This is a genomic window from Stenotrophomonas sp. STEN022, assembly GCF_056760155.1.
Genome location: NZ_JBRREG010000021.1, coordinates 1 through 22,083, shown reverse-complemented (window position 1 = coordinate 22,083; position 22,083 = coordinate 1). Strand labels below are relative to the sequence as shown.

The 22,083-nt window shown below is 64.2% G+C and carries 18 protein-coding genes; 6 read left to right on the top strand and 12 right to left on the bottom strand.

Annotated elements, in window-relative coordinates; translation table 11 throughout:
• Positions 1-92: 92 nt before the first annotated feature.
• The 7 genes from ACVOMF_RS06640 to creB all read right to left on the bottom strand — a co-directional run bounded on the left by ACVOMF_RS06640 (position 93) and on the right by creB (position 9,123).
• Positions 93-578, bottom strand: coding sequence for a Fur family transcriptional regulator (locus ACVOMF_RS06640; protein WP_282266682.1), 486 nt, complete (start codon positions 576-578; stop codon positions 93-95).
• Positions 579-591: 13 nt separating this feature from the next.
• Positions 592-1,992: a glutamate--tRNA ligase gene (gltX, locus tag ACVOMF_RS06635; RefSeq protein WP_481508554.1), complete on the bottom strand. Its 1,401-nt coding sequence runs from the start codon at positions 1,990-1,992 to the stop codon at positions 592-594.
• Positions 1,993-2,789: 797 nt separating this feature from the next.
• Positions 2,790-4,382, bottom strand: a complete 1,593-nt coding sequence (locus ACVOMF_RS06630) for a M20/M25/M40 family metallo-hydrolase (RefSeq protein WP_481508553.1) — start codon at positions 4,380-4,382, stop codon at positions 2,790-2,792.
• 719 nt (positions 4,383-5,101) lie between these two features.
• The gene (locus ACVOMF_RS06625; protein WP_481508552.1) at positions 5,102-5,485 is read right to left on the bottom strand and encodes a hypothetical protein; all 384 of its coding nucleotides are present in this window, start codon (positions 5,483-5,485) and stop codon (positions 5,102-5,104) included.
• A 67-nt stretch (positions 5,486-5,552) separates the two neighbouring features.
• On the bottom strand, positions 5,553-6,899 hold the full coding sequence (gene creD, locus ACVOMF_RS06620) for a cell envelope integrity protein CreD (RefSeq protein WP_481508551.1): 1,347 nt from the start codon (positions 6,897-6,899) through the stop codon (positions 5,553-5,555).
• 82 nt (positions 6,900-6,981) lie between these two features.
• Positions 6,982-8,418, bottom strand: a complete 1,437-nt coding sequence (gene creC / locus ACVOMF_RS06615) for a two-component system sensor histidine kinase CreC (RefSeq protein WP_481508550.1) — start codon at positions 8,416-8,418, stop codon at positions 6,982-6,984.
• Between the two features lie 3 nt (positions 8,419-8,421).
• Complete coding sequence (gene creB / locus ACVOMF_RS06610; RefSeq protein WP_282266669.1) at positions 8,422-9,123, bottom strand: two-component system response regulator CreB; 702 nt, start codon at positions 9,121-9,123, stop codon at positions 8,422-8,424.
• Between the two features lie 139 nt (positions 9,124-9,262).
• Between creB and ACVOMF_RS06605 the strand changes: the two genes are divergently transcribed.
• From ACVOMF_RS06605 to ACVOMF_RS06590, 4 genes are all read left to right on the top strand, one after another.
• Positions 9,263-10,120 (top strand): 23S rRNA (adenine(2030)-N(6))-methyltransferase RlmJ, encoded by an 858-nt coding sequence (locus tag ACVOMF_RS06605; protein ID WP_282266667.1) that lies wholly within the window; start codon positions 9,263-9,265, stop codon positions 10,118-10,120.
• A gap of 96 nt (positions 10,121-10,216) precedes the next feature.
• On the top strand, positions 10,217-10,762 hold the full coding sequence (locus tag ACVOMF_RS06600; RefSeq protein ID WP_282266665.1) for a GNAT family N-acetyltransferase: 546 nt from the start codon (positions 10,217-10,219) through the stop codon (positions 10,760-10,762).
• Between the two features lie 136 nt (positions 10,763-10,898).
• Complete coding sequence (mfd, locus tag ACVOMF_RS06595) at positions 10,899-14,573, top strand: transcription-repair coupling factor (RefSeq protein WP_481508549.1); 3,675 nt, start codon at positions 10,899-10,901, stop codon at positions 14,571-14,573.
• Between the two features lie 98 nt (positions 14,574-14,671).
• Positions 14,672-15,292, top strand: coding sequence for an HD-GYP domain-containing protein (locus ACVOMF_RS06590; RefSeq protein WP_481508548.1), 621 nt, complete (start codon positions 14,672-14,674; stop codon positions 15,290-15,292).
• A gap of 9 nt (positions 15,293-15,301) precedes the next feature.
• Here ACVOMF_RS06590 and cls read toward each other — a convergent pair whose 3' ends face one another.
• Complete coding sequence (gene cls, locus ACVOMF_RS06585) at positions 15,302-16,798, bottom strand: cardiolipin synthase (protein ID WP_481508547.1); 1,497 nt, start codon at positions 16,796-16,798, stop codon at positions 15,302-15,304.
• 56 nt (positions 16,799-16,854) lie between these two features.
• On the opposite strand from cls, the gene ACVOMF_RS06580 reads away from it, so the two are divergent.
• Complete coding sequence (locus ACVOMF_RS06580) at positions 16,855-17,295, top strand: hypothetical protein (RefSeq protein WP_481508546.1); 441 nt, start codon at positions 16,855-16,857, stop codon at positions 17,293-17,295.
• An 18-nt stretch (positions 17,296-17,313) separates the two neighbouring features.
• Here ACVOMF_RS06580 and ACVOMF_RS06575 read toward each other — a convergent pair whose 3' ends face one another.
• Genes ACVOMF_RS06575 through ffh form a run of 4 tightly spaced genes read right to left on the bottom strand, consistent with a single transcriptional unit; the run spans position 17,314 to position 21,063 of the window.
• Positions 17,314-18,108 (bottom strand): aminotransferase class IV, encoded by a 795-nt coding sequence (locus ACVOMF_RS06575; RefSeq protein ID WP_481508545.1) that lies wholly within the window; start codon positions 18,106-18,108, stop codon positions 17,314-17,316.
• Positions 18,105-19,178, bottom strand: a complete 1,074-nt coding sequence (locus tag ACVOMF_RS06570) for an NAD(P)H-dependent flavin oxidoreductase (RefSeq protein ID WP_481508544.1) — start codon at positions 19,176-19,178, stop codon at positions 18,105-18,107. Before ACVOMF_RS06570 ends, ACVOMF_RS06575 begins: the two co-directional genes overlap by 4 nt.
• Positions 19,179-19,210: 32 nt before the next feature.
• Positions 19,211-19,645 (bottom strand): hypothetical protein, encoded by a 435-nt coding sequence (locus tag ACVOMF_RS06565; protein WP_481508543.1) that lies wholly within the window; start codon positions 19,643-19,645, stop codon positions 19,211-19,213.
• 38 nt (positions 19,646-19,683) lie between these two features.
• Positions 19,684-21,063, bottom strand: a complete 1,380-nt coding sequence (gene ffh, locus ACVOMF_RS06560) for a signal recognition particle protein (protein ID WP_282266648.1) — start codon at positions 21,061-21,063, stop codon at positions 19,684-19,686.
• A 110-nt stretch (positions 21,064-21,173) separates the two neighbouring features.
• On the opposite strand from ffh, the gene ACVOMF_RS06555 reads away from it, so the two are divergent.
• Complete coding sequence (locus tag ACVOMF_RS06555) at positions 21,174-21,965, top strand: cytochrome C assembly family protein (RefSeq protein WP_481508542.1); 792 nt, start codon at positions 21,174-21,176, stop codon at positions 21,963-21,965.
• Positions 21,966-22,083 lie beyond the last annotated feature (118 nt).

Below are 22,083 nucleotides of genomic sequence, written 5' to 3'. Positions count from 1 at the left end.
GGCCCTTGCGCTGGCGCAAGGGCGTTCGATGGGCAGCGAACCAATGGTTCGCACGCTGCCCCTCTCTCCCCGCAGGGAGAGGGGCTAGAACTTCAGCCTGCGCAGTTCGCGCACAGGCCGTGCACTTCCAGCGTCTGCGCCTGCGGCTTGAAGCCCAATTCCTTGGCGCGGGCTTCGAGCTGGCGGACGATGTCGCGGTCTTCCAGCTCCACTGCGCTATGGCAGCGGTCGCAGATCAGGAACGGTACCGAATGCTGGTTGCTGCTCGGGTGGTGGCAGGCGACGAACGAGTTGACCGACGACAGCTTGTGCACGAAACCGTTGGCCATCAGGAAGTCCAGCGCGCGGTAGACCGTGGGTGGGGCATCGGCGCCCACACCCTTGCCTTCACGCACCCATTCCAGCAGCTCATAAGCCTTGACCGGCTTGCCGGCCTCGGCGATCAGCCGCAGCACGTTGGCGCGGATCGGGGTCAACCGCAATCCGCGCTCACGGCACACCCGTTCGACCACCGCGACAAAACCGGCCGCGTCTTCGACGTGGTGGTGCGGGGCGGTGCAGGAGTGTGCGTCGGTCATGTCTACCTCGGGGTCAGGCCGTTGGGATCTTGATGAGTGCGGCGTCGATGCGTTTCAAGGCCTCGTCGCGCCCAGCCAGATACACGGTATGGGAAATGTCAGGACTCACCTGGGTGCCGGTGATGGCCACGCGCAGCGGCTGGGCGACCTTGCCCATGCCGATTTCCAGCTGCGCAGCCACCTCGTGCAGTGCCACGGACACGCCTTCGGCGGTCCATTCAGCTGCTGCCAGCAGCTCGCGGGCCTTGGCCAGCGGCACGTCGGCGCCGGCCTTGAAGTGCTTGACCACTGCCGCGTCGTAGTATTCGCTCAGCGGGGTGTACCAGACCACGGCCTTCTCGGCCATTTCCTTCAGGGTCTGCACGCGTTCACGCAGGGCGATGACCACATCGACCGGGGCCGGGCCCTTGCTGATGTCCAGACCGAGCTTTTCCAGCTGGTACACCAGGTGCGGGACGATGGACTCCGGCGTCTCGGTCTTCAGGAAGTGCTGGTTGACCCAGCCCAGCTTGGCCATGTCCAGGCGCGCGGCCTTGGAATTGCAGTTGGTGACGTCGAACAGGTCGATCAGTTCCTGGCGGGTGAAGATCTCCTGGTCACCGTGCGACCAGCCCAGACGGGCCAGGTAGCTCAACAGCGCCTCGGGCAGGTAGCCGGCGTCCTTGTACTGCATCACGTCGGCCGCGCCGGTGCGCTTGGACAGCTTGGCACCCTGCTCGTCCAGGATCATCGGCATGTGGCCGAACTTCGGCACCGGCGCGCCGATGGCCTCGTACAGATTGATCTGGCGCGGGGTGTTGTTGATGTGGTCATCACCGCGGATGACCTCGTTGATGTTCATGTCCCAATCGTCGACCACCACCGCGAAGTTGTAGGTCGGGTAGCCGTCCGGGCGGAAGATGACCATGTCATCCAGCTCGCTGTTGGCGATCTCGATATTGCCCTTGATCAGGTCATCGAACAGCACCGTGCCTTCAAGCGGGTTCTTGAAGCGGATGACGCGGTTCGGGTCGTCCTTGTACGGCAGGTTGAGCTCGCGGGCGGCGCCGTTGTAGCGCGGTTTTTCCTGCTTGGCCATGGCGGCTTCGCGCATGGCGTCGAGCTCTTCCTTGGTTTCGTAGGCGTAATACGCCTTGCCGGAGGCGATCAGCTGCTCGGCCACTTCCTGATAGCGGGCGACGCGCGCGGTCTGGTAGATCGGGCCCTCGTCATAGCCCAGGCCCAGCCAGTCCATCGCCTCGAGGATGGCATCGATGGCCGCCTGGGTGGAGCGCTCGCGGTCGGTATCTTCAATGCGCAGCACGAACTCACCGCCACGGTGACGCGCCTCCAGCCAGCAATACAGCGCGGTGCGGGCGCCACCAATATGCAGGTAGCCGGTGGGACTGGGGGCAAAGCGGGTACGGACGGTCATGACGGGCGCAGAAGTTGGAATCGGGGCATTTTACCTTTTCCCCCCTGCCGGTGCTTCGAACCCGCTCCAGCCCTTTGCGCGCGGACCGAAAGACGCAACAAGAACCGTCGAACTGCAGCTGCAAGCCCCTCTCCCGTTCACGGGAGAGGGGTTGGGGTGAGGGCAGCTCTAGCTCTAGCTCTGGCTCTGGCTCTGGCTTCGGCTCTGGCTCTGGCTCTGGCTCTGGCTTCGGCTTCGGCTTCGGCTCTGGCTCTGGCTTCGGCTCTGGCTTCGGCTTCGGCTTCGGCCGTTGCCATTGCCATTGCCATTGCCATTGCCATTGCCGTTGCCGTTGCCATTGCCATTGCCATTGCCGTTGCCGTTGCTCCAGCTTTTGACCTACCGGGCCCCTTCCGCAGCGACGGAGCTGGCAGACAAGACCCCGCACGGGGCGACGCACATGGATGTGCGTCGTTTTTCGACGAGACAGGTATGTCTCGTCTAAAAATCCTGCCAGCGGAGTGGACCCGCGCCGCGCAGCGGCGTGGGCGCGGAGGCAGGGTGTGTTTCTTTTGGTTACTTCTTCTTTGCACAAGCAAAGAAAAGTGACTCGCTCCCCGCAGGGGAGTGAAAGCTCTTGCTCTTGCTGTTGCTGTTGCTTAGAGCAACAACCGAAGCCAAAGCCAAAGCTCCCCCCATCCGCCCTTCGGGCACCTTCCCCCGCAAGCGGGAGAAGGGACTCACCAAGCATCTGTTCGTTCTGCGCGAAAAGCAGAAGGGCCGCGATGCGGCCCTTCCTTCAAGCAAACCCAGCTAGCTCACTTCTCCAACAGCGGCTTGCGCGGGAACCGCTCCTCGCGCATCGCAGCGTTGTAGACGAACGACGCAACAATCGCCGCCGCCTGCTTCAGATCCTCGGCCTCGGCGTGATCCCAGGTATCCAGATGGCTGTGATGCACATTGCTGAAGTAATCCAGACGATCCTGGATGAACTGGAAGCCCGGCAGGCCAACCCGGTCATAGCTGATGTGGTCCGTGCTGCCGGTGTTGCGCGTGGCCACCGTGGTCGCACCCACATCGTTGAACGGCTTCAACCACGCCTCGAAGATCGGCATCGCCGCCATGTTTTCCTGCGCATAGATGCCACGGAACCGGCCCGAACCATTGTCCATGTTGAAGTAGACCTGGAACTTCTCGTAATCACGCAGCTTCTGCAGCGGACCCGTCGGCTCACGCAACGACGCCGGTAGCGCCTTCTGCGTCGCATCGGTCGGCTCAGGATAACGCGCAAAGTGCTGTGCCACGTAGGCCTGCGAACCAACAAGGCCCTGCTCCTCACCACTCCACAGACCCACGCGGATCGTGCGCTTGGGCTTGGCGCCCACCGCCTTGAGGATGCGCATCGCCTCCATCATCACCGCGACGCCGGCGGCGTTGTCGGCCGCGCCGGTACCGGTGTGCCAGGAGTCCATGTGCGCACCCAGCATCACGATCTCGTCAGCCTTGCTGCTGCCGCGGATCTCGGCCAGCGTGTTGTGGCCTGGCTGATTGGTCTCATCGGTGAAGCGCGCATCCACATTGACCCGCAGCGTCACCGTCTGCTTGTCCTTGAGCGCGCGCACCAGCGGATTGAAGTGCTCGGCAATCATCGCCAGCTCGGGGATGCCCACCGACTCACCGGCCTTGCGCGAACCGCCACCGGCGACACGGATGATGCCGTTGTCCCAGCCACTGATGCTGATCGACGCCAGCGCGCCTTCTTCAATGAAGAAGGCATTGACCGCCTTGGTCAGTTCCTGGCGCTCGTTGAACTCCTTCAGGCGCTTTGCGCGGTCCTCTTCCGCCGCCTTGGGAATGGTGAACGCCTGCAGGCCTTCCAGCGAGGTCGCATCGTGACGGTGCGAGTCCGACTCGGTGCCACGCTTGTATTCGCGCGCATCACCCAGCAGCAGGATCTTGCCGCGCAGCTTGCCCTTGTACTTCTCGAGGTCGGCCAACTTCTTGATATCGACCTGGATCAGCTCACCTTCCACCGCACCATTGGTGCCCGGCGTCCACGCCTTGGGCAGGGCGTGCAGCGGCTGCACGCGCTGGCCCAGCATCTCGACGCTGGCCGAGGTGAATTCCCAGCCACGACCGAAGTCCTCAAAGGCCTCGTCATGCACATTGACCAAGCCCCACTCATTGAACTTGCCACGGCTCCAGACATTGGCCTGGGTCATGGCCGGCGAATTGCTCAGGCGCGGGCCGATGGTTTCGGTCAGATGGCTGAAGGTATCCATCACCTGCGAACGGTGGAACGCCTCCTGGCGGATCTTGCTGACCATGTCCAGATCCACCTGCTCGGCCGCCTGCGCCGAAGCGCTCACCGCCAACCCCATGCACAACGCCAACAAACCCCGCTTGATCATGCTTTCCCCGGCCCAAGGCCCAATGACGACAAACCACCGAGTCTAGCCAGTGAACAGCGGCTGCCGAGTCGGCCAATGGTCATGGTTTGGTAACGACGGTGCGATTCAGTCCGCGCGAGTCACCAGCACATACGCTAGCGCAGGCTGCCGCCGACTTTGCCGATCAAGGGCATTGGCTTTCGGAGTACATCCCGGCAGTTCTCAAGGGGTGCGCAACCCGGATCCGTATCAGCCCACAGTCGTTGCGCTTGTTGCCGTTGCCGTTGCCGTTGCCGTTGCTGTTGCTGTTGCTGTTGCCGTTGTTGCTGTTGCTTCCGCCATTGACTTACCGGGCCCCTTCCGCAGCGACGGAGCTGGCAGACAAGACCCCGCACGGGGCGACGTGCAGGACGCACGTCGTTTTTCGACGATACTAGGATGTTTCGTCGAAATATCCTGCCAGCGGAGTGAACCCGCGTCGCGCAGCGGCGTGGGCGCGGAGGCAGGGTGTGTTTCTCTTGGTTATCTTCTCTTTGCACAAGCAAAGAGAAGTAACTCGCTCCCCGAAGGGGAGTGAAAGCCCTTGCTCCCGCTTTGGCTTGGACTTTGACTTTGGCTATTGGTCAACAGCAAACGCCAAAGCTAAAAGCTCCCCTCATCCGCCCTCCGGGCACCTTATACCGCAAGCGGGGGAAGGGGGTACTACGGGGCGGGGCCCTCGTCTGCCGCCAACAGCCAACTCACTCCCACCAGCCGTAAATCACCAAGCGCTCCACCGGCAGCACCACAAACCACGCGCGGCCATCCAATGCCACCGCCGAATAACCCGCCCCATGCCCAGGCGGCAACACCTCGGCAATGAATGAAGCACTCGCAGCCGAAAACGCCGAATACACCCAATCCCCTGGCTCGAAGTACCGCAGCCCCTTGCGCCGGATCGCCAACGCCGTCGACAACGACAAGCGCAGCGCAACAACCCCCTGCACCTGCTCACCCGCAAACACACTGCCCAACAACGCCCGCTCAACCTGCCCCGGCGCCAAGCCAAAGTGCAACAAACCGCAGGTCTCGATACCCGCCGGCAACAAGCGCTGCGCCCGGCGATGGATCAATGCACGATTCATGTCATTCCTCCTTGCAAAAGAGGCGGGATGGCCAACGCCACCCCGCCCCGTCATCGCAATCGTCCAATCAAGCCTGCTTGCTCACCGCGCGATTGCTCAGCTCGTACCAATCGACCTTGCGCGTGACCCACATGATCGCCGCGAGGATGCCGAACAGCAGCAGCGAACCCATCAGCAACGCGTTGTTCTCCGAGACCAGCAGCACGTACAGCACGCCGTACAACATGGTCAGCATCGTCGCGAAACCGACACCGCGCTTCCAGCTGTGCAGCACCCCGCTGAGATAAAAACCCTGCAGGCCGATACACGCCGCCGCCGCGATCAGATACGCCTTCCAGAATGCAATCTGCTCGGACAGGCTCAGCAGCAGCAGGAAGAAGATCGCCAATGCCAGGCCAACCAGCAGGTACTGCAGCGGATGGATCTTCAGCTGCTTGATCAGCTCGAACAATGCAAAGCCAACGAAGGTCAGCAGCACGAACAGGATGCCGTACTTGCTGGCACGGTCCACCTGCGTATAGGTGTCCACCGGGTCCACCAAGGCTACGTTCAAGGCTTCCACGCTGCCGCCATCGCTGCGTATCGCCTTGACCAGCTGCGCCTGTGCCGCCGAAGCCAGCGAAGACACCGCCCACTCCGCCTTGAAGCCGCTGACATCGATGCTGCGCTCATTGGGCAGGAAGCTGCCACCGAACAGCGGGTGCTGCCAGGTTGATGAGAGCGAGACGCGGGTGTCATCGCCGACCGGCGCAACCGCCAGCGAACGCGTGCCTCCCAGCACAAACTCCAGCTCGACCTTGCCACCCTCGCGCAACACACCCTGCATCGAATCCGGCAGTACCGACAGCGGTGCATGCAGGCCCTTGGAGGTTCCCTCCAGAGCACCGGAGCCGGGCTGCAGCTGGATCGCACGGCCGTCGACGCGCAGGTTCGGCGTGCCTACCAGACCGCGCACATCGGACACGCCCAACGCCAGATAGGGACGACCGTAGGTGCGCCCCGGCACCGCCACATAGCTGCTCTCGGCGAACTCGGCCTGCAGTTTGGCCTGCCAGTTGTAGACCGGCACCTTGAACAGGCCCACTGTGCGCTCGTCGGTGCGCATATTGCCCTGCACATTCAAACGCGTCGGCATCTGCAGGTCGTAGCCGCTCTCGACGCGCATTTCGGTCTTGCGCGGATTATTGCCTTCGGCCGGAATCTCGACCTCGCGCTGCTGGGTCCACGGCAGCACCCGCACCGGGCCGATCAGCGACTGCTCGCCGGCCCAGCTCTGTGATACCCGCTCGACTGCCTCGTCGCGGTAACGCTCACGCTCATTGATGGTGCTGCGGATCAGCAGCAGGGGAATCAGCAGCAACAACACCAGCCCGCCGACAATGGCGAAGCGCAACAGCAGTTTCAGGGAAGTCATGTCCCGTCCTCGTGTGGAAACAGGGACAGGTTGAACGCGACCGGTGAGCAGGGTTTGTGCCGAGTTTGAAGCGAATGTGAAGTCAGCCAGCCGGTAGCAGCAGGCGCGCTTCGGCACCACCTTCAGGATGGTTGCCCAGTTCCGCGACGCCGCCATGCAGGCGCGCCACTTCGGCCACGAATGGCAGGCCCAGGCCGGAACTGCGCTGCCCCGTGCCCGGGCGCGCCAGCGAATAGAAGCGCTCGAACACCCGCTCCTGCGCGTACTCCGGCACACCGGGGCCGTTGTCGCGCACGGCGATGCGCCAGTTCTGCTGCTGCCGCTGCACGCTCAGCACGATGCGGCCGCCCGGCGCGGAAAACGCGATCGCGTTGTCCAGCAGGTTTGAAAGCGCCTGCCGCAGCAGGAAGGCATCGCCCTGCACCGCTGCGCGCTCCGGCAGTTCCACATCCAGTTGGATCTGCCCGGCCTGCAGGCGTGGCGCCGCATCCTCGGCCAGCGCGCGGCAGACCGCGACCAGATCCACCTCGGTGCGCCGCTGCAGCCAGCCGTGCTGTTCAACCTCGGCAAGCCGCAGCAACTGGTCGATGGTTTCGGTCAGGCGCCGCTCCTGCTGCACGATGTTGGCGGCGAAGCGCTGCCGTTCAGCTTCCGGCAACGGCTCCTGCAGGAGTTCGGCAGCGCCACGTATCGCCGCCAGCGGACTCTTCATCTCGTGGGTCAGCGACTGCACGTACTGCTCGACATAGGCCTTGCCTTCGAGCTTGCGGCGCATGGTTTCCAGCGCCTGACCGAGGTCGCCGATCTCGTCGCGGCGACGCTTCGGTGGCGCCACCGGCTCACCGGCGCTGACGGCCTTGGCATAACGGCTCAGCCCGCTGATGCCGCGCGACAGCCACCAGGTCATCAACAGGCCAATCAGTGCCGACAGCCCGATCAACCAGGCTCCACGCGCGATGATGGCGCGCTGGCTGGCGACGATGAAGGGATCGATGGTGTCGTTGGGCTGCGACAGGGTCAGTACGCCGATCAGGGTGCGTCCGTCAGCCGGGTCGTACATCGGCGCGGCCACGTGCATCACGGTGTTGGTTTCGTCGCCCGGAATCTCCGGACTGGAGCGTGCGCCGTACTCGCCACGCAGCGTCCTGTAGACATCATTCCAACGCGAATTGTCGCGGCCCACATCCTGCCCGCGCGAGTCGTAGACCACGATGCCCTGCGCATTGGTCACCGTCACCCGGTAGTCGATGCTGCGCTTGGGGAAGCGCCACACCATCGCCTTGGGATCGCGGCGCTGGGCGGTGGCCAGGCGTGCGGCGAAGTCACCGTCGCCGATGTGGCCGGCCTTCAGATCCGGCGCAGCCATCACCGCCAGCACATTGGCCGCGTCCACCAAGGTGGACTCCATCGCCTGGCGCACCCCGGGCTTCACTTCGTTGACGAACACACGCATCACGAAGAACGCGGCGATACCGACAATCAGGAAGAACCCCAGGAACAGCTTCAGCCCGATACGCATCGGTCAGACATCCAGGGCGTAGCCGACGCCACGGTGGGTACGGATCGGTTCGCCCTGCGCGCCGGCCGCACGCAGCTTTGCGCGCAGGGTTTTGACGTGGGTATCGACGGTACGGTCGGTGCTGTCGCTGGCGTGGTCCCAGCCACGCTCCATCAACTGTGCCCGGCTCAGGATCGCCCCGGGCCGCTGTAGCAGTGCTGCCAGCAAGGCGTATTCGTAGCGGGTCAGGTCCAGCAGCGCCTCGTCGTAGCGGATACGGCGGCCGTCGTGGTCAATTGCGAACCGACCCAGCTGCTTCCAGCCACCCTCCTCCGCTGCAACTGGTGCAGCAGGCGCGGTCCGGCGCAGGCGCGCGCGCACCCGGGCCACCATCTCGCGCGGCGAGAACGGCTTGGTCACATAGTCGTCGGCACCAAGCTCAAGCCCCAATACGCGGTCGAACTCGTCGTTGCGGGCGGTCAGGAAAATCACCGGCACCTGGCTGAAAGTGCGCAGTTCACGGCAGACCTCGAAGCCGCCCAGGTCGGGCAGGCCGACGTCCAGCACCACCACATCAGCGCCATGCTGGCGCAGCAAGGCCAGCGCCTCGCGGCCCAGCGTGCAGTGACTGGCGGCATAACCTTCGCTGCGCAGTGCATAAAGAAGGGTGTCGGCGATGGCGGCCTCGTCTTCGACGACGAGTACCCGGGCAGGTTGGCTGGACATTGCATCAGCATAGCGGGCCTTGCTGCAGACGCCAGAGGCGCGGGCTTGGAACAGCCATGCCAACCCCTCTGAGCTGCGACCCAGCCGGCTCCCGCCAATGAAAACGCCCACACCACGCCGCAAGCCGTAAACTTCGCCGATGAATTATCGCCACGCCTTCCACGCCGGTAACCACGCCGACGTCCTCAAGCACATCGTCATGCTGGCGATGATCGACGCGCTCAAGCGCAAAGACTCGCCTTTCTTCGTGCTGGACACGCATGCCGGCCGCGGCCGGTACCTGCTGTCCGCCGAGGAAAGCCGCAAGACCGCCGAGATCGACGAAGGCGTGCTGAGGCTGATGACCACCCCGTCGCTGCCCGAAGTGGTGGAGCACTACCTGCGCGCAGTGCAGGCCGACAACCCGGTCGGCGCCTTGATCTCCTACCCGGGCTCGCCGCTGCTGGCCGCGCGCGCCCTGCGCGAACAGGACCGCATGGCCGCCTGCGAGCTGCAGAAGGATGAGGTCACCGCGCTCAAGGAGCTGTTTGCCCACGACCGCCGGGTACAGGTGCACGCTGGCAACGGCTATGAAGCCATCCGCGCCTTCCTGCCGCCCAAGAGCGGCGCGATCAAGATTGGGCGGGCGCTGGTGCTGATCGATCCGCCGTATGAGGTGCAGGACGCCGAGTACCCGCTGATCATCTCAACCCTTCGTGAGATTCTCACCCGAATGCCGCAAGCGCAATGCGCGGTCTGGTACCCGATCAAGCAACGCCGCACCCTGCAGCCATTCTTCCGCAAGGCGGCCGCGCTGCCGGCCAAGTCCATCCTGGTTGCCGAATTCATGGTGAGGGCCGACGACTCTCCGCTGCGTCTGAATGGTAGCGGGATGCTGTTGCTCAACCCGCCATGGCAGTTCGAGCAGGTGCTGGCCCCGGCCTTGCCGGTCCTGAAGCAGTATCTGGGTGAAACCGGCACCTCGACCCGGCTGGAGTGGTTGAAGACGCCCGAATGACGGGCGACGCCAGCAATCTGCAGCCGCTTTGGACCGCGTTCACAGAACGTAGCAGCCGCGGTGACAGAATCAGGCGACTTTGGAGGAAACGTAGTCATGGCCACACGCAACCGCATGCCCCCGTGGCATGAAAATTTCAAGGCACCCAGCGGCCGTGAGCTGCTGATACGACCCATCCGCCCTGAAGACGGTGCGCCGCTGCAGGGCGCGTTCGCCCTGTTCGGGCCGGAAGAGGTGCGCGACAAGTTCCTGCAGTCGGTTGAATCACTGTCCGATGAGACCGCCCAGCGCCTGACCCACCCCAACCCGAAAACCGAGATCGCACTGGTCGCAGCCGAGCCGCTGCCACCCGGCGAGGCGGTTGTCGGTGCGGTGGCGCGTGCCTCCATCATCCCGGGCACCCGCGATGCCGAGTACGCCATCCTGGTCAGCGGCTTCCTTGCCGGTCAGGGTCTGGGCCGGCAGTTGATGCGCAAACTGGTCAAATGGGCGCGCGGCAAATACCTGGACCGCCTGTATGGCGACATCGCCCAGGACAACGAGCCAATGCTGCAGCTGGCCGCTTCGCTGGGCTTCAAGCAGGTGCCGCACCCTTCCGCCGCGCCCGGGCTGGTGCGGATGGTGCTGGAACTGGCCAACTAAGCGTCGGTTCTCCATTCAGCTCACGACGGGCGCCGGCAAGGCGCCTGTCGCGTTATCGGCCCTGCAACGCCCACACCTGCAACTCAGATCAGGCCCAAACGGGCGACCGGGACGCATCTGGTAAAATTCGCGGTTCATGTCGCCTATTACCTACCCCATTCCGCCGCTGCCCCGTTCGGGCCAGCTCCGCGCCTGGTGGCGCGCTCCGGCTTCCAGCAGTGCGCTGGCCTGGCATGTCGCCTGCGCCGCGCAGGCGCACGCCAAACCGCTGCTGCTGATTACCCGCGACAACCACAGTGCGCATCAGCTGGTCGCTGATCTGCAGACCCTGTTGGGTGCGAACAGCCCGCTGCCGGTGGTGCCGTTCCCGGATTGGGAAACCCTGCCCTACGATCAGTTCAGCCCGCACCCGGACATCATTTCGCAGCGCCTGGCCGCCCTGCACCGCCTGCCGACGCTGAAGCAAGGCATCGTCGTGGTGCCGGTGCAGACCCTGCTGCAGCGGCTGGCGCCATTGAGCTACATCGTCGGCGGCAGCTTCGACCTCAAGGTCGGCCAGCGCCTGGACATGGACGCGGAAAAGCGCCGACTGGAAAGCGCCGGTTACCGCAATGTCGTGCAGGTGATGGACCCGGGCGATTTCGCCGTGCGTGGCGGCCTGCTCGATGTCTATCCGATGGGCGCCGACGCGCCGCTGCGCATCGAGCTGCTCGACGAGGACATCGATTCCATCCGCGAATTCGACCCGGAATCGCAGCGTTCGCTGGACAAGGTCACCGCAGTGAAGATGCTGCCCGGCCGCGAAGTGCCGATGGACGAGGCCAGCCTCGGCAAGGTGCTGGCCACGCTGCGCGAGCGCTTCGACGTGGATACCCGGCGCAGTCCGCTGTACCAGGATCTGAAGGCTGGTCTGGCGCCTTCGGGCATCGAATACATGCTGCCGTTGTTCTTCAACCAGACCGCGACTTTGTTCGACTACCTGCCGGACGGTTTCATGACCGTGCTCGGCAGCGGTGTCAGCGAAGCCTCCGATGCGTTCTGGCTGCAGACCAACAGCCGTTACGAACAGCGCCGCCACGATATCGAACGGCCGCTGCTGCCGCCGGACGAGATCTACCAGTCACCGGACAAGCTGCGCGAGCAGTTCAACAAACTGCCGCGCGTGGAAGTCTGCGCGGCCGATCATCCGCGCGCCGCCGAGGCACAGCCGCTGGGTGACCAGCCGCTGCCGCCGTTGCCGGTCGCGGCCAAGGATGCACCGGCTGGGCAGGCACTGAAGTCCTTCATCGAACATTACCCGGGGCGGGTACTGATCGCGGCGGATTCGCCGGGACGGCGTGAGGCCTTGTTGGAAGTGTTGCAGGCGGCTGAGTTGCGGCCTGAGGTTGTTGGGAGCTTCAATGACTTCCTGCCTTCCCCCATCGGGGGAAGGTGGCCCGAAGGGTCGGATGGGGGTAAGGCTCCCAGCCAAAGCAAGAGCAAGAGCGCCCTCACCCCAACCCCCGCTCCGCGCCCCGGCCCTCGCGCTGGCGCGAGTGCGCTCGAAGAGTCGCGAACCAGTGGTTCGCAGACGCCTCTTCTCGCCCCGTTAACGGGAGAGGGGCTTGAAGGCAAAGCGGGGCTTAGCAAGTTCGCCATTACCGTGGCGCCGCTGGATGACGGCTTTGCGCTCAGCGAGCCGGCCTTGGCCGTGCTTACCGAGCGCCAGCTGTTCCCGGAACGCGCGGGTCAGGCGCGGCGTACGCGGCGTGCCGGGCGTGAGCCCGAGTCCATCATCCGTGACCTTGGCGAGCTGACCGAAGGCGCGCCCATCGTCCATGAAGATCATGGCGTTGGCCGCTACCGCGGATTGATCGCGATGGATGTCGGCGGCATGCCCGGCGAATTCCTCGAGATCGAATACGCCAAGGGCGACCGCCTGTATGTGCCGGTCGCGCAGCTGCACCTGATCAGCCGCTATTCCGGCGCGTCGCCGGAAACCGCACCGTTGCATTCGCTCGGTGGCGAGCAGTGGGCAAAGGCCAAGCGCAAGGCTGCCGAGAAAGTCCGTGACGTTGCCGCCGAGCTGCTGGAAATCCAGGCCCGTCGTCGCGCCCGCGCCGGCCTGGCGCTGGATATCGACCGCTCGCTGTACGAGCCGTTTGCGGCCGGTTTCCCGTTCGAGGAAACACCGGATCAGCAGGCTGCGATCGAAGCCACGCTACGTGACCTGCAATCCAGCCAACCGATGGACCGCGTGGTCTGCGGTGACGTCGGCTTCGGCAAGACCGAAGTCGCGCTGCGCGCGGCGTTCGCTGCGGCAAGTGGTGGCAAGCAGGTTGCAGTACTGGTACCGACCACGCTGTTGGCCGAACAGCACTACCGCAACTTCCGCGACCGTTTCGCCGACTACCCGCTGCGGGTGGAAGTGCTGTCGCGCTTCAAGACCAGCAAGGAAATCAAGGCCGAGCTCGACAAGGTCGCCGAAGGCACGATCGATGTGATCATCGGCACCCACCGGCTATTGCAGCCGGACGTGAAGTTCAAGGACCTGGGCCTGGTCATCGTCGATGAAGAGCAACGCTTTGGCGTGCGCCAGAAAGAAGCACTCAAGGCGATGCGCGCAAACGTGCACCTGCTGACCCTGACCGCGACACCGATCCCGCGTACCTTGAACATGGCCATGGCCGGTCTGCGTGACCTGTCGATCATCGCCACGCCGCCGCCGAACCGGCTGGCGGTGAAGACCTTTGTCACCGCCTGGGACAACGCACAGCTGCGCGAGGCCTTCCAGCGTGAGTTGTCGCGCGGCGGCCAGCTGTACTTCCTGCACAACGATGTGGAAAGCATGGGGCGGATGCAGCGCGAGCTGTCCGAGCTGGTGCCCGAAGCACGCATCGGCATGGCCCACGGGCAGATGCCCGAGCGCGAGTTGGAACGGGTGATGCTGGATTTCCAGAAGCAGCGCTTCAATGTGCTGCTGGCCAGTACCATCATCGAGTCGGGCATCGACATCCCCAACGCCAACACCATCATCATCAACCGCGCCGACCGTTTTGGCCTTGCGCAGTTGCATCAGCTGCGTGGCCGCGTTGGTCGCTCGCACCATCGTGCGTATGCCTACCTGCTGGTGCCGGACAAACGCTCCATCACGCCAGACGCGCAGAAGCGCCTGGATGCCATCGCCTCAATGGACGAACTGGGTGCAGGCTTCACCCTCGCCACCCACGATCTGGAAATCCGTGGTGCGGGTGAGTTGCTGGGTGAAGACCAGAGCGGGCAGATGGCGGAGATCGGCTTCAGCCTGTACACCGAGCTGTTGGAACGCGCGGTACGTTCGATCAAGTCCGGCAAGCTGCCGGATCTGGATGCAGGCGAAGAGGCACGCGGTGCCGACGTCGAACTGCATGTGCCGGCCTTGATTCCGGAAGATTACCTGCCCGACGTGCATACCCGCCTGACCTTGTACAAGCGCATCAGCTCGGCGCGCGACAACGAGCGTCTGCGCGAACTGCAGGTGGAAATGATTGATCGCTTCGGTCTGCTACCGGATCCGGTCAAGCATCTGTTCGCCATCGCCGAGCTCAAACTGCAGGCCAACGAACTGGGCATCCGCAAACTGGAGCTGGGCGAGAACGGTGGTCGCATCGTGTTCGACAGCAAGCCCAACATCGATCCGATGGTGGTGATCCAGCTGATCCAGAAGCAGCCCAAGCTCTACCAGATGGACGGCCCGGACAAGCTGCGCATCAAGCACCCGCTGCCGGAAAGCGCCGACCGCTTCAACGCCGCGCGCGCGTTGTTGACCACGCTGCATCCCGGCCGCGCCTGAATAAAAGAGCCTGTAAACATTGCGTGAAGATGAAAGGGCGTTGAAAATAACGCCCCCTCTCTTACGCTCGCAGCCGTTCCCCACGTGGCTTCGCACTCATGTTGACCATCACCACGCCCGTGGGCCTGTCGCATCCACCGGATGACAGCTCCTGCGCTATCGATGTATTGGCCGCCGCGCTGGACCAGCGTGACAGCTATACCGATCACCACTGCGATCGCGTCTCGCAACTTGCCCAGGCCATGGGCCGCCGCTGCGATCTGTCCGAGGAACGCATCGGCCACCTCGTGCTGGCCGCCCGCTTCCATGATGTCGGCAAGATCGGCATCCGTGACGAGGTACTGCTGCACCCGGGCAAACTGGACGATGACAAGATCTCGGTAATGCGCACCCATCCCGAGCGCGGCGCGCGTCTATTCACTGCCACCGGCCGCAGCGACGCCAAAGCCGTTGCCACGTTGATCCGCCATCACCACGAAGCCTGGGACGGCAGTGGCTATCCGCATGGTCTGCAGGGCGAAGACATTCCACTTGAATCGCGCATCCTGACCATCGTCGATGGCTTCGATGCGATGACCTCGCAGCGCCCGTATCGCGGCCCGATGCCGATGCAGCGTGCCATCGAGATCCTGGCCAATGACCGCGGACGCTTGATCGACCGGCGCCTGTTCGGCGAGTTCATGGGCCTGCTGCGCGGCGATAGCGCACCGGCCGCCTGAGGCTTCGCCTCACAACACAGGCGACATCATCGCTACCGCGTTGTGCACCAAACGCGTGGCCAAGGGCCACGCCATCACCTGCGACAACAGTACCGGCTCGGATACCGACAAATAGCCTTGCTGCCGCCGCACGATGCTGGCGGTAACTGCGCTGTCGGCAATCAGCAGATTGTTCTCGAAGTTCAGCTCCAGACTGCGCCGATCCATATTGGCCGAGCCGATCAGGGCGATCTCGCCATCCACGGTCAGCGACTTGGCATGCAGCAGCCCCAGGGGATACTCGTGGACCTCAACGCCACACTGCAGCAGGTCGGCATAGGTACTGCGACTGCTCTGCCCCACCAGCCAGGAGTCATTGCGCTTGGGGAAGATCACCTGTGTGCGCACCCCCCGACGCGGCGCCGCGCAGATCGCGCGCAGCAGCGCTTCGTCCGGCACGAAGTACGGCGTGCTGATGATCAACTCATGGCGCGCGGCATAGATGCACGCCACGAACATATCGGTCATCGCGTTGTGGCGGGTAACCGGGCCTGTTTCAAACGCCATTGCCAGACAGCCATCGTCGAACTGCGGCTGCGGCGTTGCCACCGCGTAAGTGTCCAGTCCCTGCTCACCGGTCTCAGGAATCCAGCCACTGAGGAACAGCCGCTGGACCTGCGCAACCAACGGACCTTCGCAACGCAACAGCAGGTCAATCCATGGCGCGTAACCTGGTTTGACCCGGAACTCCGGATCGGCACAGTTCTGGCTGCCGCAATAGGCGATGCAGTTGTCGATGACCACGATCTTGCGGTGATCACGCAGATCCATGCGGCTGAAGGCCACATGCTGCAGCCGGGTCAGATCATCCAGTGTGCGCACCAGCTTGACCCCGGCCTGCTGCAGCTGCGACCAGCGCGGGCTGCCAGTGAACGCCCGCGAACCCAATGCGTCCACCATCACCCTGCAGGCCACACCTCGCCTTGCCGCGGCAGCCACCGCGTCGGCAACACGGCCACCAGCGCCATCATCCAGCCAGATGTAGAAGGCGATATGCACGCTCTGCTGCGCTTGACTGATGTCCTGCACCAACCGATCAATGGCCGCACGGCAATCCTCCATTGGGGCGTTCGCAAGCGAATGCGCCGTGCCCAGCAGCGCGATCCGGTTGCCCGGCTGTGGCGAAAAGCCATTGATCGATTGCGCCAGCGCAAACAAGGATGCAGCCTTGTCGCCGATTTCCGCAGCAACAATGTCGTGCGGATCGCCCGCCGCCTGCAGCATCCGAACGGTCTGGCGCAGGCGCCGAGCGCGCGCACGCCCAATGCTGGTTTCACCCAGCAACAAATAAGCGAACAGGCCCAGCAGTGGCGCCAGCATGATCACTGCCACCCACGCCGCGCGGGACGCGGGGGCACGATTGGGTCGGGTCAGCGCCCGCGCAGCCACCAGCAGGTGCGCGATGAAAACCAACCCGCTGACCACCCATTGGAAGGGAGCCTGCGGCCAGCCCAGCTCAAATACCATGCTGCTCCCCCCAACGCCGGTGACGGTACAAGGCAGATCAATAGCACGCCGTTCGTGTGGCTGTGATCAACACGCGCTTCCCCATCCAGCCAACGGCAGCTAAACCGAGCATCGCGACAAACACCATCGCCCGCTTTTTTTCACCAATCGCGAAGGCGCGGCGGCGCCTGCTATGCCGGCAGACAACCGGATCGTCCGGCTTCGAGGAGAACATGATGCACCTGTCCCACTCGGCACAAATGATACTGATAGCGGTTTTACTCACTGGTAGCTATTCATTGGCACAGGCCGCACCCCCAGCCGACACCAGCTTGCCCAGCTATACACAGCTGGACAAAGACAAGGACGGCATCGTCACCCTGTCCGAAATCGATGTCTACCCACCAGGCGTTGCAGCACGGCTGCACCACTGCGACAGCAACAAGGACCATAAGCTGAGCCAACAGGAGTACGCGCAATGCACGGCCAGCCCCCATCCACATACACCGGCCAGGTAAGCCAGCTCACGCAATGCCTCAGAGCGGCAACCAGGGCGTCTGCGCCAATGCTGATTGCAGATGGACCATCAGCACATCGGACTGCTCCAGTTGCTGATTGCCGATTGCCGCCAACGGCCAGATGCCGGAGGCATTGAATGCCACCGCGCCGTTGAAGCGGGCCAGCGCCAGCAAGTGCACTTCGACCTGGGCCTGCGCCTGACCAAGGGCGGTCAAGCCGTCCATCAGCAGACGCTCGGTGCTGCCACGCAGCGCCGACGCCTGGGGCCAACACACCTGCACGCCATCCCATAAGGCAAGGTTCCAGGTCGTGCCTTCACTGATGCGGCCTTGTGTATCGACAAACAACGCGTCATCGAAGCCGCGCTGCATCGCCTGCCGCCGCAGCTGGAACAGCGGAAACGTACCCACATGTTTGATATGCGCCATCTCGCGCTGGTAGCGCAGCGGCAGCACTGAACGCGCAAGCGGTGGAATTGATGCCGGCGCGGCGATGGCTATCAATACATCCACCGGCACCGCGCGAAGCGGCTGGCGGAAATCGAACTGTCGCGAGAACACCGTGATCCGCACCGATGCGTCTGCGGTATCCAGCTGCCGCAACGCCTGCTGCAACCACCCCAGTACCTGCGCACAATCCAGTTCAACCTCAAACAACTCACGCGTGCCCTGCTGCAAACGCTCCAGATGCAGCGCCCAGCCCTGCACCGCGCCAGCGCGCACCTGCAGTGTAGTGAAGTGTCCGTAGTTGACCAGCGCCGCGCTCAACGCTCCGGCATCAGCCAGTTGCCCATTGCAGAACAGTACCGTCATGGCCGGGTCTGCGCTTGCGCCCACATCGCGCGCAGTATCTGCGCCGCAGGTGCACGCTTGACCATCCATGCCGACTGCCCCGCCCATGCTTGCATCGCATCAAGCTGGTTATCGGTGCCGGCCTGCTTGCGCATGCCAGCGGTCAGTCCACGCTGCACCGGATAGGGCTGCGGCGCCGGCGCACCAACTGCCTCGGCTGCTCGCACGTAAGCCGTATCCAAGGCACGCCCCAGCCGTCCACTGAAAGCCCGCGTCGCACGCGTGGCTTCGGGCTCGGCAACCGCCAGCGCCTGCTTCCACGCTGCGGGAATATCGGATTCATCGGCAGCCAGGAATGCCGTACCCACCTGCACCGCGCTGGCGCCCAACATCAGGGCGGCAGCGACGCCGCGACCATCGGCAATGCCGCCAGCGGCGATCACCGGCACACTCAGGTGATCGACCAGACGTGGCAACAAAGCGAACAAACCGACCATCTGTCGCTCGGCCTGCGCCGCATCAAACGCACCGCGATGGCCACCCGCCTCCATGCCCTGCGCAACCACCGCATCGGCACCGGCGGCCTGCGCCTGCAGCGCTTCACTCAAGGTGGTGGCGCAGGCGAACCAGGCAATGCCAGCAGCCTGCAGTCGTGCCACCTGTGCAGCAGAGAACACACCCATGATGGTTGAAGCCACCGCTGGCCTGGCAGCAATCAGCGCATCGAACTGGGCATCAAAATCGGCGGGACCAGCATCACCAGCTTCTGCCGCAACCTGCGGCCCCCATTGCGCAAGAAACTCGCGCGTAGCAGCTTCAGCAACACGGTCGCGCTGCGGTGCGGGATCCGGCACCCATAGATTGACCTGCGCCGGCCCCTGCGACTGCTGGCCGAACGCCTGCATCCACTGGCTGATCTGTTCCGGCGTGGACAGCACTGCGCCCATCGCGCCCATGCTGCCGGCATTGGCAAGCGCGGCAGACATCGGCACCGGGCAGGCGCCGGCCATCGGAGCCAGCAGGATGGGAAGTTCAAGACCGAAGCGCTGGCAGAACGCTTCGGTCCGGGCTGAGATGAGAGCGTTGTGCATGGCGGTGATCATACCGCCGATGCACGCGCCACTCAGCGCAGCGAGAGGGCGTAGGAACGCACCAGCTGACTGTCCATCTCTTCGTTGAAAGTGAAGTTCACATACTGCGCATCATCGGCGGGGAAATCCACTTCCACCCGCGAGCGACCGATTTCAGCGCCCGATTCGTCCAATGCCCGCGCCAGGAATGCACCCTTGTAGGGCTTGGTTGCCACCACATAGACCGAGGCATCCTTGGAGCCCATGCCGCGGCTCTTGCCCAAGGTCACGGTCATGCCGTTGCTGACCACTTCCGGCGCCACATCGAGCTTGAGCGACATGCGCTTGTCGACGCCTTCGCCCAGGCCAGCGACGAAATCGGTGGCGGTGCCGCTGATCGCACTGCCGGCCTTCTGCGAGATCGAGCGGTCCTCACCACACGCGCTCAGCGCCAACACTGCCAATACCAGATACATCCTGTTCTTCATGCACCACTCCTTTCTCAATCGGTTGGAATCCGTTGTGATCAACGGAACGGCAGGCCGCCCTTGCCACCCATGGCGCCGAGCATGCCCTTCATGTTGCGCATCATGCCCTTCATGCCGCCACCGGCAAGCTTGCCCATCATCTTTTCCATCTGCATGTACTGCTTCATCAGCTTGTTGACGTCGGCCGGCTGGGTGCCGGAGCCACGCGCGATGCGAGCGCGGCGCGAACCATTGAGCAGGCCCGGGTTGCGGCGCTCCTTCTTGGTCATCGAGCCGATGATGGCGATCATGCGCGGCACTTCCTTGCTTTGGCTGACCTGCGCCTTGAGGTGCTCGGGGATCTGCCCCAAGCCCGGCAACTTGTCCATCAGGCCGCCGATGCCGCCCATGTTCTGCATCTGCTCCAGCTGGTCGCGCATGTCGTTCAGATCGAACTTCTTGCCCTTGGCGACCTTCTCGGCCAGCTTCTGTGCCTTGTCCTTGTCGACCTGCTGCTCGACCTGCTCCACCAGCGACAGTACGTCGCCCATGTCGAGGATGCGGCTCGCCACACGTTCCGGGTGGAACACATCCAGGCCGTCGACCTTTTCACCGGTACCGGTGAACTTGATCGGCTTGCCGGTGATGTAGCGCACGCTCAGCGCGGCGCCGCCACGGGCGTCACCGTCGGTCTTGGTCAGCACGACGCCGGTCAACGGCAGCGCTTCGCCGAAGGCCTTGGCAGTATTGGCGGCGTCCTGGCCGGTCATGGCATCGACCACGAACAGGGTTTCGGCCGGGTTGACCGCGGCGTGCAGGGCCTTGATCTCGGCCATCATCGCTTCGTCGATGGCCAGGCGGCCGGCGGTATCGACCAGCAGCACGTCGGCGAACGACTTGCGCGCGTCGTCGATGGCGGCACGCACGATGTCCACCGGCTTCTGGTCCGGCGCGGACGGGAAGAACAGCACGCCGACCTGCTCGGCCAGCGTCTTCAACTGCTCGATGGCGGCCGGGCGGTAAACGTCGGCCGACACCACCATCACCTTCTTCTTGCGCTTTTCCTTCAGGTGCTTGGCCAGCTTGCCGACCGTGGTCGTCTTACCGGCGCCCTGCAGGCCCGCCATCAGGATGATGGCCGGCGCTGGCACATTGAGGTTCAGGTCGGTGGCCTGGGCGCCCATGACGGCGGTCAGCTCGTCGCGCACGACCTTGATCAGGGCCTGGCCGGGGGTCAGCGACTTGAGCACCTCTTGGCCAACCGCGCGGACCTTGATCTTCTCGATCAGGGCCTGCACCACCGGCAGGGCCACATCGGCCTCCAGCAGGGCGATGCGCACCTCGCGGGTGGCCTCGCGGATGTTTTCTTCAGTCAGGCGGCCGCGCCCACGCAGGCGCTCGATGGTGCCGGAAAGGCGCTGGGTCAGTGACTCGAACATGCGACGGAACCTGCGGAAATCGTGGAAACAGAGGCAGTCAGTATAACGGCCAGCCGCCGCCACCGCCGGTTCAGATCGCCAGAGGCGGGCCTGTATGCGAAACTGCATCGATGACAATCGTTCTCATCGCCGCCGCGCTCTATCTGGTGTCCACCGCCCTGCTGGTACGCGGGCTGGCCGGCGAGCGTAGTCCGCCCTCACGCAACTGGCTGCTGCCGACCATCGCCGCCGTGCTGCTACATGCCGGTTACCACTTGATGGTGGCGATGAAAACCGCTGGCGGACCGGACATGCACTTCTTCGCGGCACTGTCGCTGGTAGGCCTGGGCATGGCGGCACTGACCGCCGTGGTTGGTGCGCGCGGGCGCATGTCAGCGCTGGGCGTGGTGGTGTTCCCGATGGCGGCGATCCTGCTGCTGGCCTACCACGGCTACGGCCATGAGCCGAGCAAGCTGCCGGGCTGGCGACTGGCCACCCATGCCTGGCTTGCGCTGCTGGCCTACGCCACGCTTAGCGTGGCGGCGCTGTTGGCGATCATGTTGTGGCTGCAGGAGCGGGCCCTGCGCCGCCGCGACTTCCGCCCCTGGTTGCGCGCCCTGCCGCCGCTGGCCGACCTGGAAACCCTGCTGTTCCGCACGATCACGGTCGGCTTCTGCCTGCTGACCCTGACCCTGCTGACCGGCGTGTTGTTCGTCGACAACCTGCTGGCACAGAAGCTGGTGCACAAGACCGTGCTCAGCGTACTGTCGTGGATCGTATTCGGCACCTTGCTGATCGGCCGTCGCCGTTACGGCTGGCGTGGCGGCAAGGCCGTGCACTGGACCCTGACCGCAATGGCGCTGTTGCTGCTGGCGTTCTTCGGCAGCCGCTTCGTGATCGAGCTGGTGCTGGGTCGCGGCTGAGCCAACGACCTGAAGTGGGGGGGGGGGCGCGTCCCAGCCGAGGAAACACCACCACCCCCACCCCCCCCACCAGCGACCGAACCGCGCACCACCAAAAGAAACACCGCAACAAAAGCGC

What these genes read in the sequence shown, in the direction of transcription:
- ACVOMF_RS06565 (WP_481508543.1), bottom strand. Translation starts at nt 19,645, where the DNA reads ATGAAGAACAGGATGTATCTGGTATTGGCAGTGTTGGCGCTGAGCGCG.
- mfd (WP_481508549.1), top strand. Translation starts at nt 10,899, where the DNA reads ATGTCGCCTATTACCTACCCCATTCCGCCGCTGCCCCGTTCGGGCCAG.
- ACVOMF_RS06630 (WP_481508553.1), bottom strand. Translation starts at nt 4,382, where the DNA reads ATGATCAAGCGGGGTTTGTTGGCGTTGTGCATGGGGTTGGCGGTGAGC.
- creB (WP_282266669.1), bottom strand. Translation starts at nt 9,123, where the DNA reads ATGTCCAGCCAACCTGCCCGGGTACTCGTCGTCGAAGACGAGGCCGCC.
- ACVOMF_RS06590 (WP_481508548.1), top strand. Translation starts at nt 14,672, where the DNA reads ATGTTGACCATCACCACGCCCGTGGGCCTGTCGCATCCACCGGATGAC.
- ACVOMF_RS06600 (WP_282266665.1), top strand. Translation starts at nt 10,217, where the DNA reads ATGGCCACACGCAACCGCATGCCCCCGTGGCATGAAAATTTCAAGGCA.
- ACVOMF_RS06640 (WP_282266682.1), bottom strand. Translation starts at nt 578, where the DNA reads ATGACCGACGCACACTCCTGCACCGCCCCGCACCACCACGTCGAAGAC.
- ACVOMF_RS06570 (WP_481508544.1), bottom strand. Translation starts at nt 19,178, where the DNA reads ATGCACAACGCTCTCATCTCAGCCCGGACCGAAGCGTTCTGCCAGCGC.
- ACVOMF_RS06555 (WP_481508542.1), top strand. Translation starts at nt 21,174, where the DNA reads ATGACAATCGTTCTCATCGCCGCCGCGCTCTATCTGGTGTCCACCGCC.
- cls (WP_481508547.1), bottom strand. Translation starts at nt 16,798, where the DNA reads ATGGTATTTGAGCTGGGCTGGCCGCAGGCTCCCTTCCAATGGGTGGTC.
- gltX (WP_481508554.1), bottom strand. Translation starts at nt 1,992, where the DNA reads ATGACCGTCCGTACCCGCTTTGCCCCCAGTCCCACCGGCTACCTGCAT.
- ffh (WP_282266648.1), bottom strand. Translation starts at nt 21,063, where the DNA reads ATGTTCGAGTCACTGACCCAGCGCCTTTCCGGCACCATCGAGCGCCTG.
- ACVOMF_RS06605 (WP_282266667.1), top strand. Translation starts at nt 9,263, where the DNA reads ATGAATTATCGCCACGCCTTCCACGCCGGTAACCACGCCGACGTCCTC.
- ACVOMF_RS06625 (WP_481508552.1), bottom strand. Translation starts at nt 5,485, where the DNA reads ATGAATCGTGCATTGATCCATCGCCGGGCGCAGCGCTTGTTGCCGGCG.
- creD (WP_481508551.1), bottom strand. Translation starts at nt 6,899, where the DNA reads ATGACTTCCCTGAAACTGCTGTTGCGCTTCGCCATTGTCGGCGGGCTG.
- creC (WP_481508550.1), bottom strand. Translation starts at nt 8,418, where the DNA reads ATGCGTATCGGGCTGAAGCTGTTCCTGGGGTTCTTCCTGATTGTCGGT.
- ACVOMF_RS06575 (WP_481508545.1), bottom strand. Translation starts at nt 18,108, where the DNA reads ATGACGGTACTGTTCTGCAATGGGCAACTGGCTGATGCCGGAGCGTTG.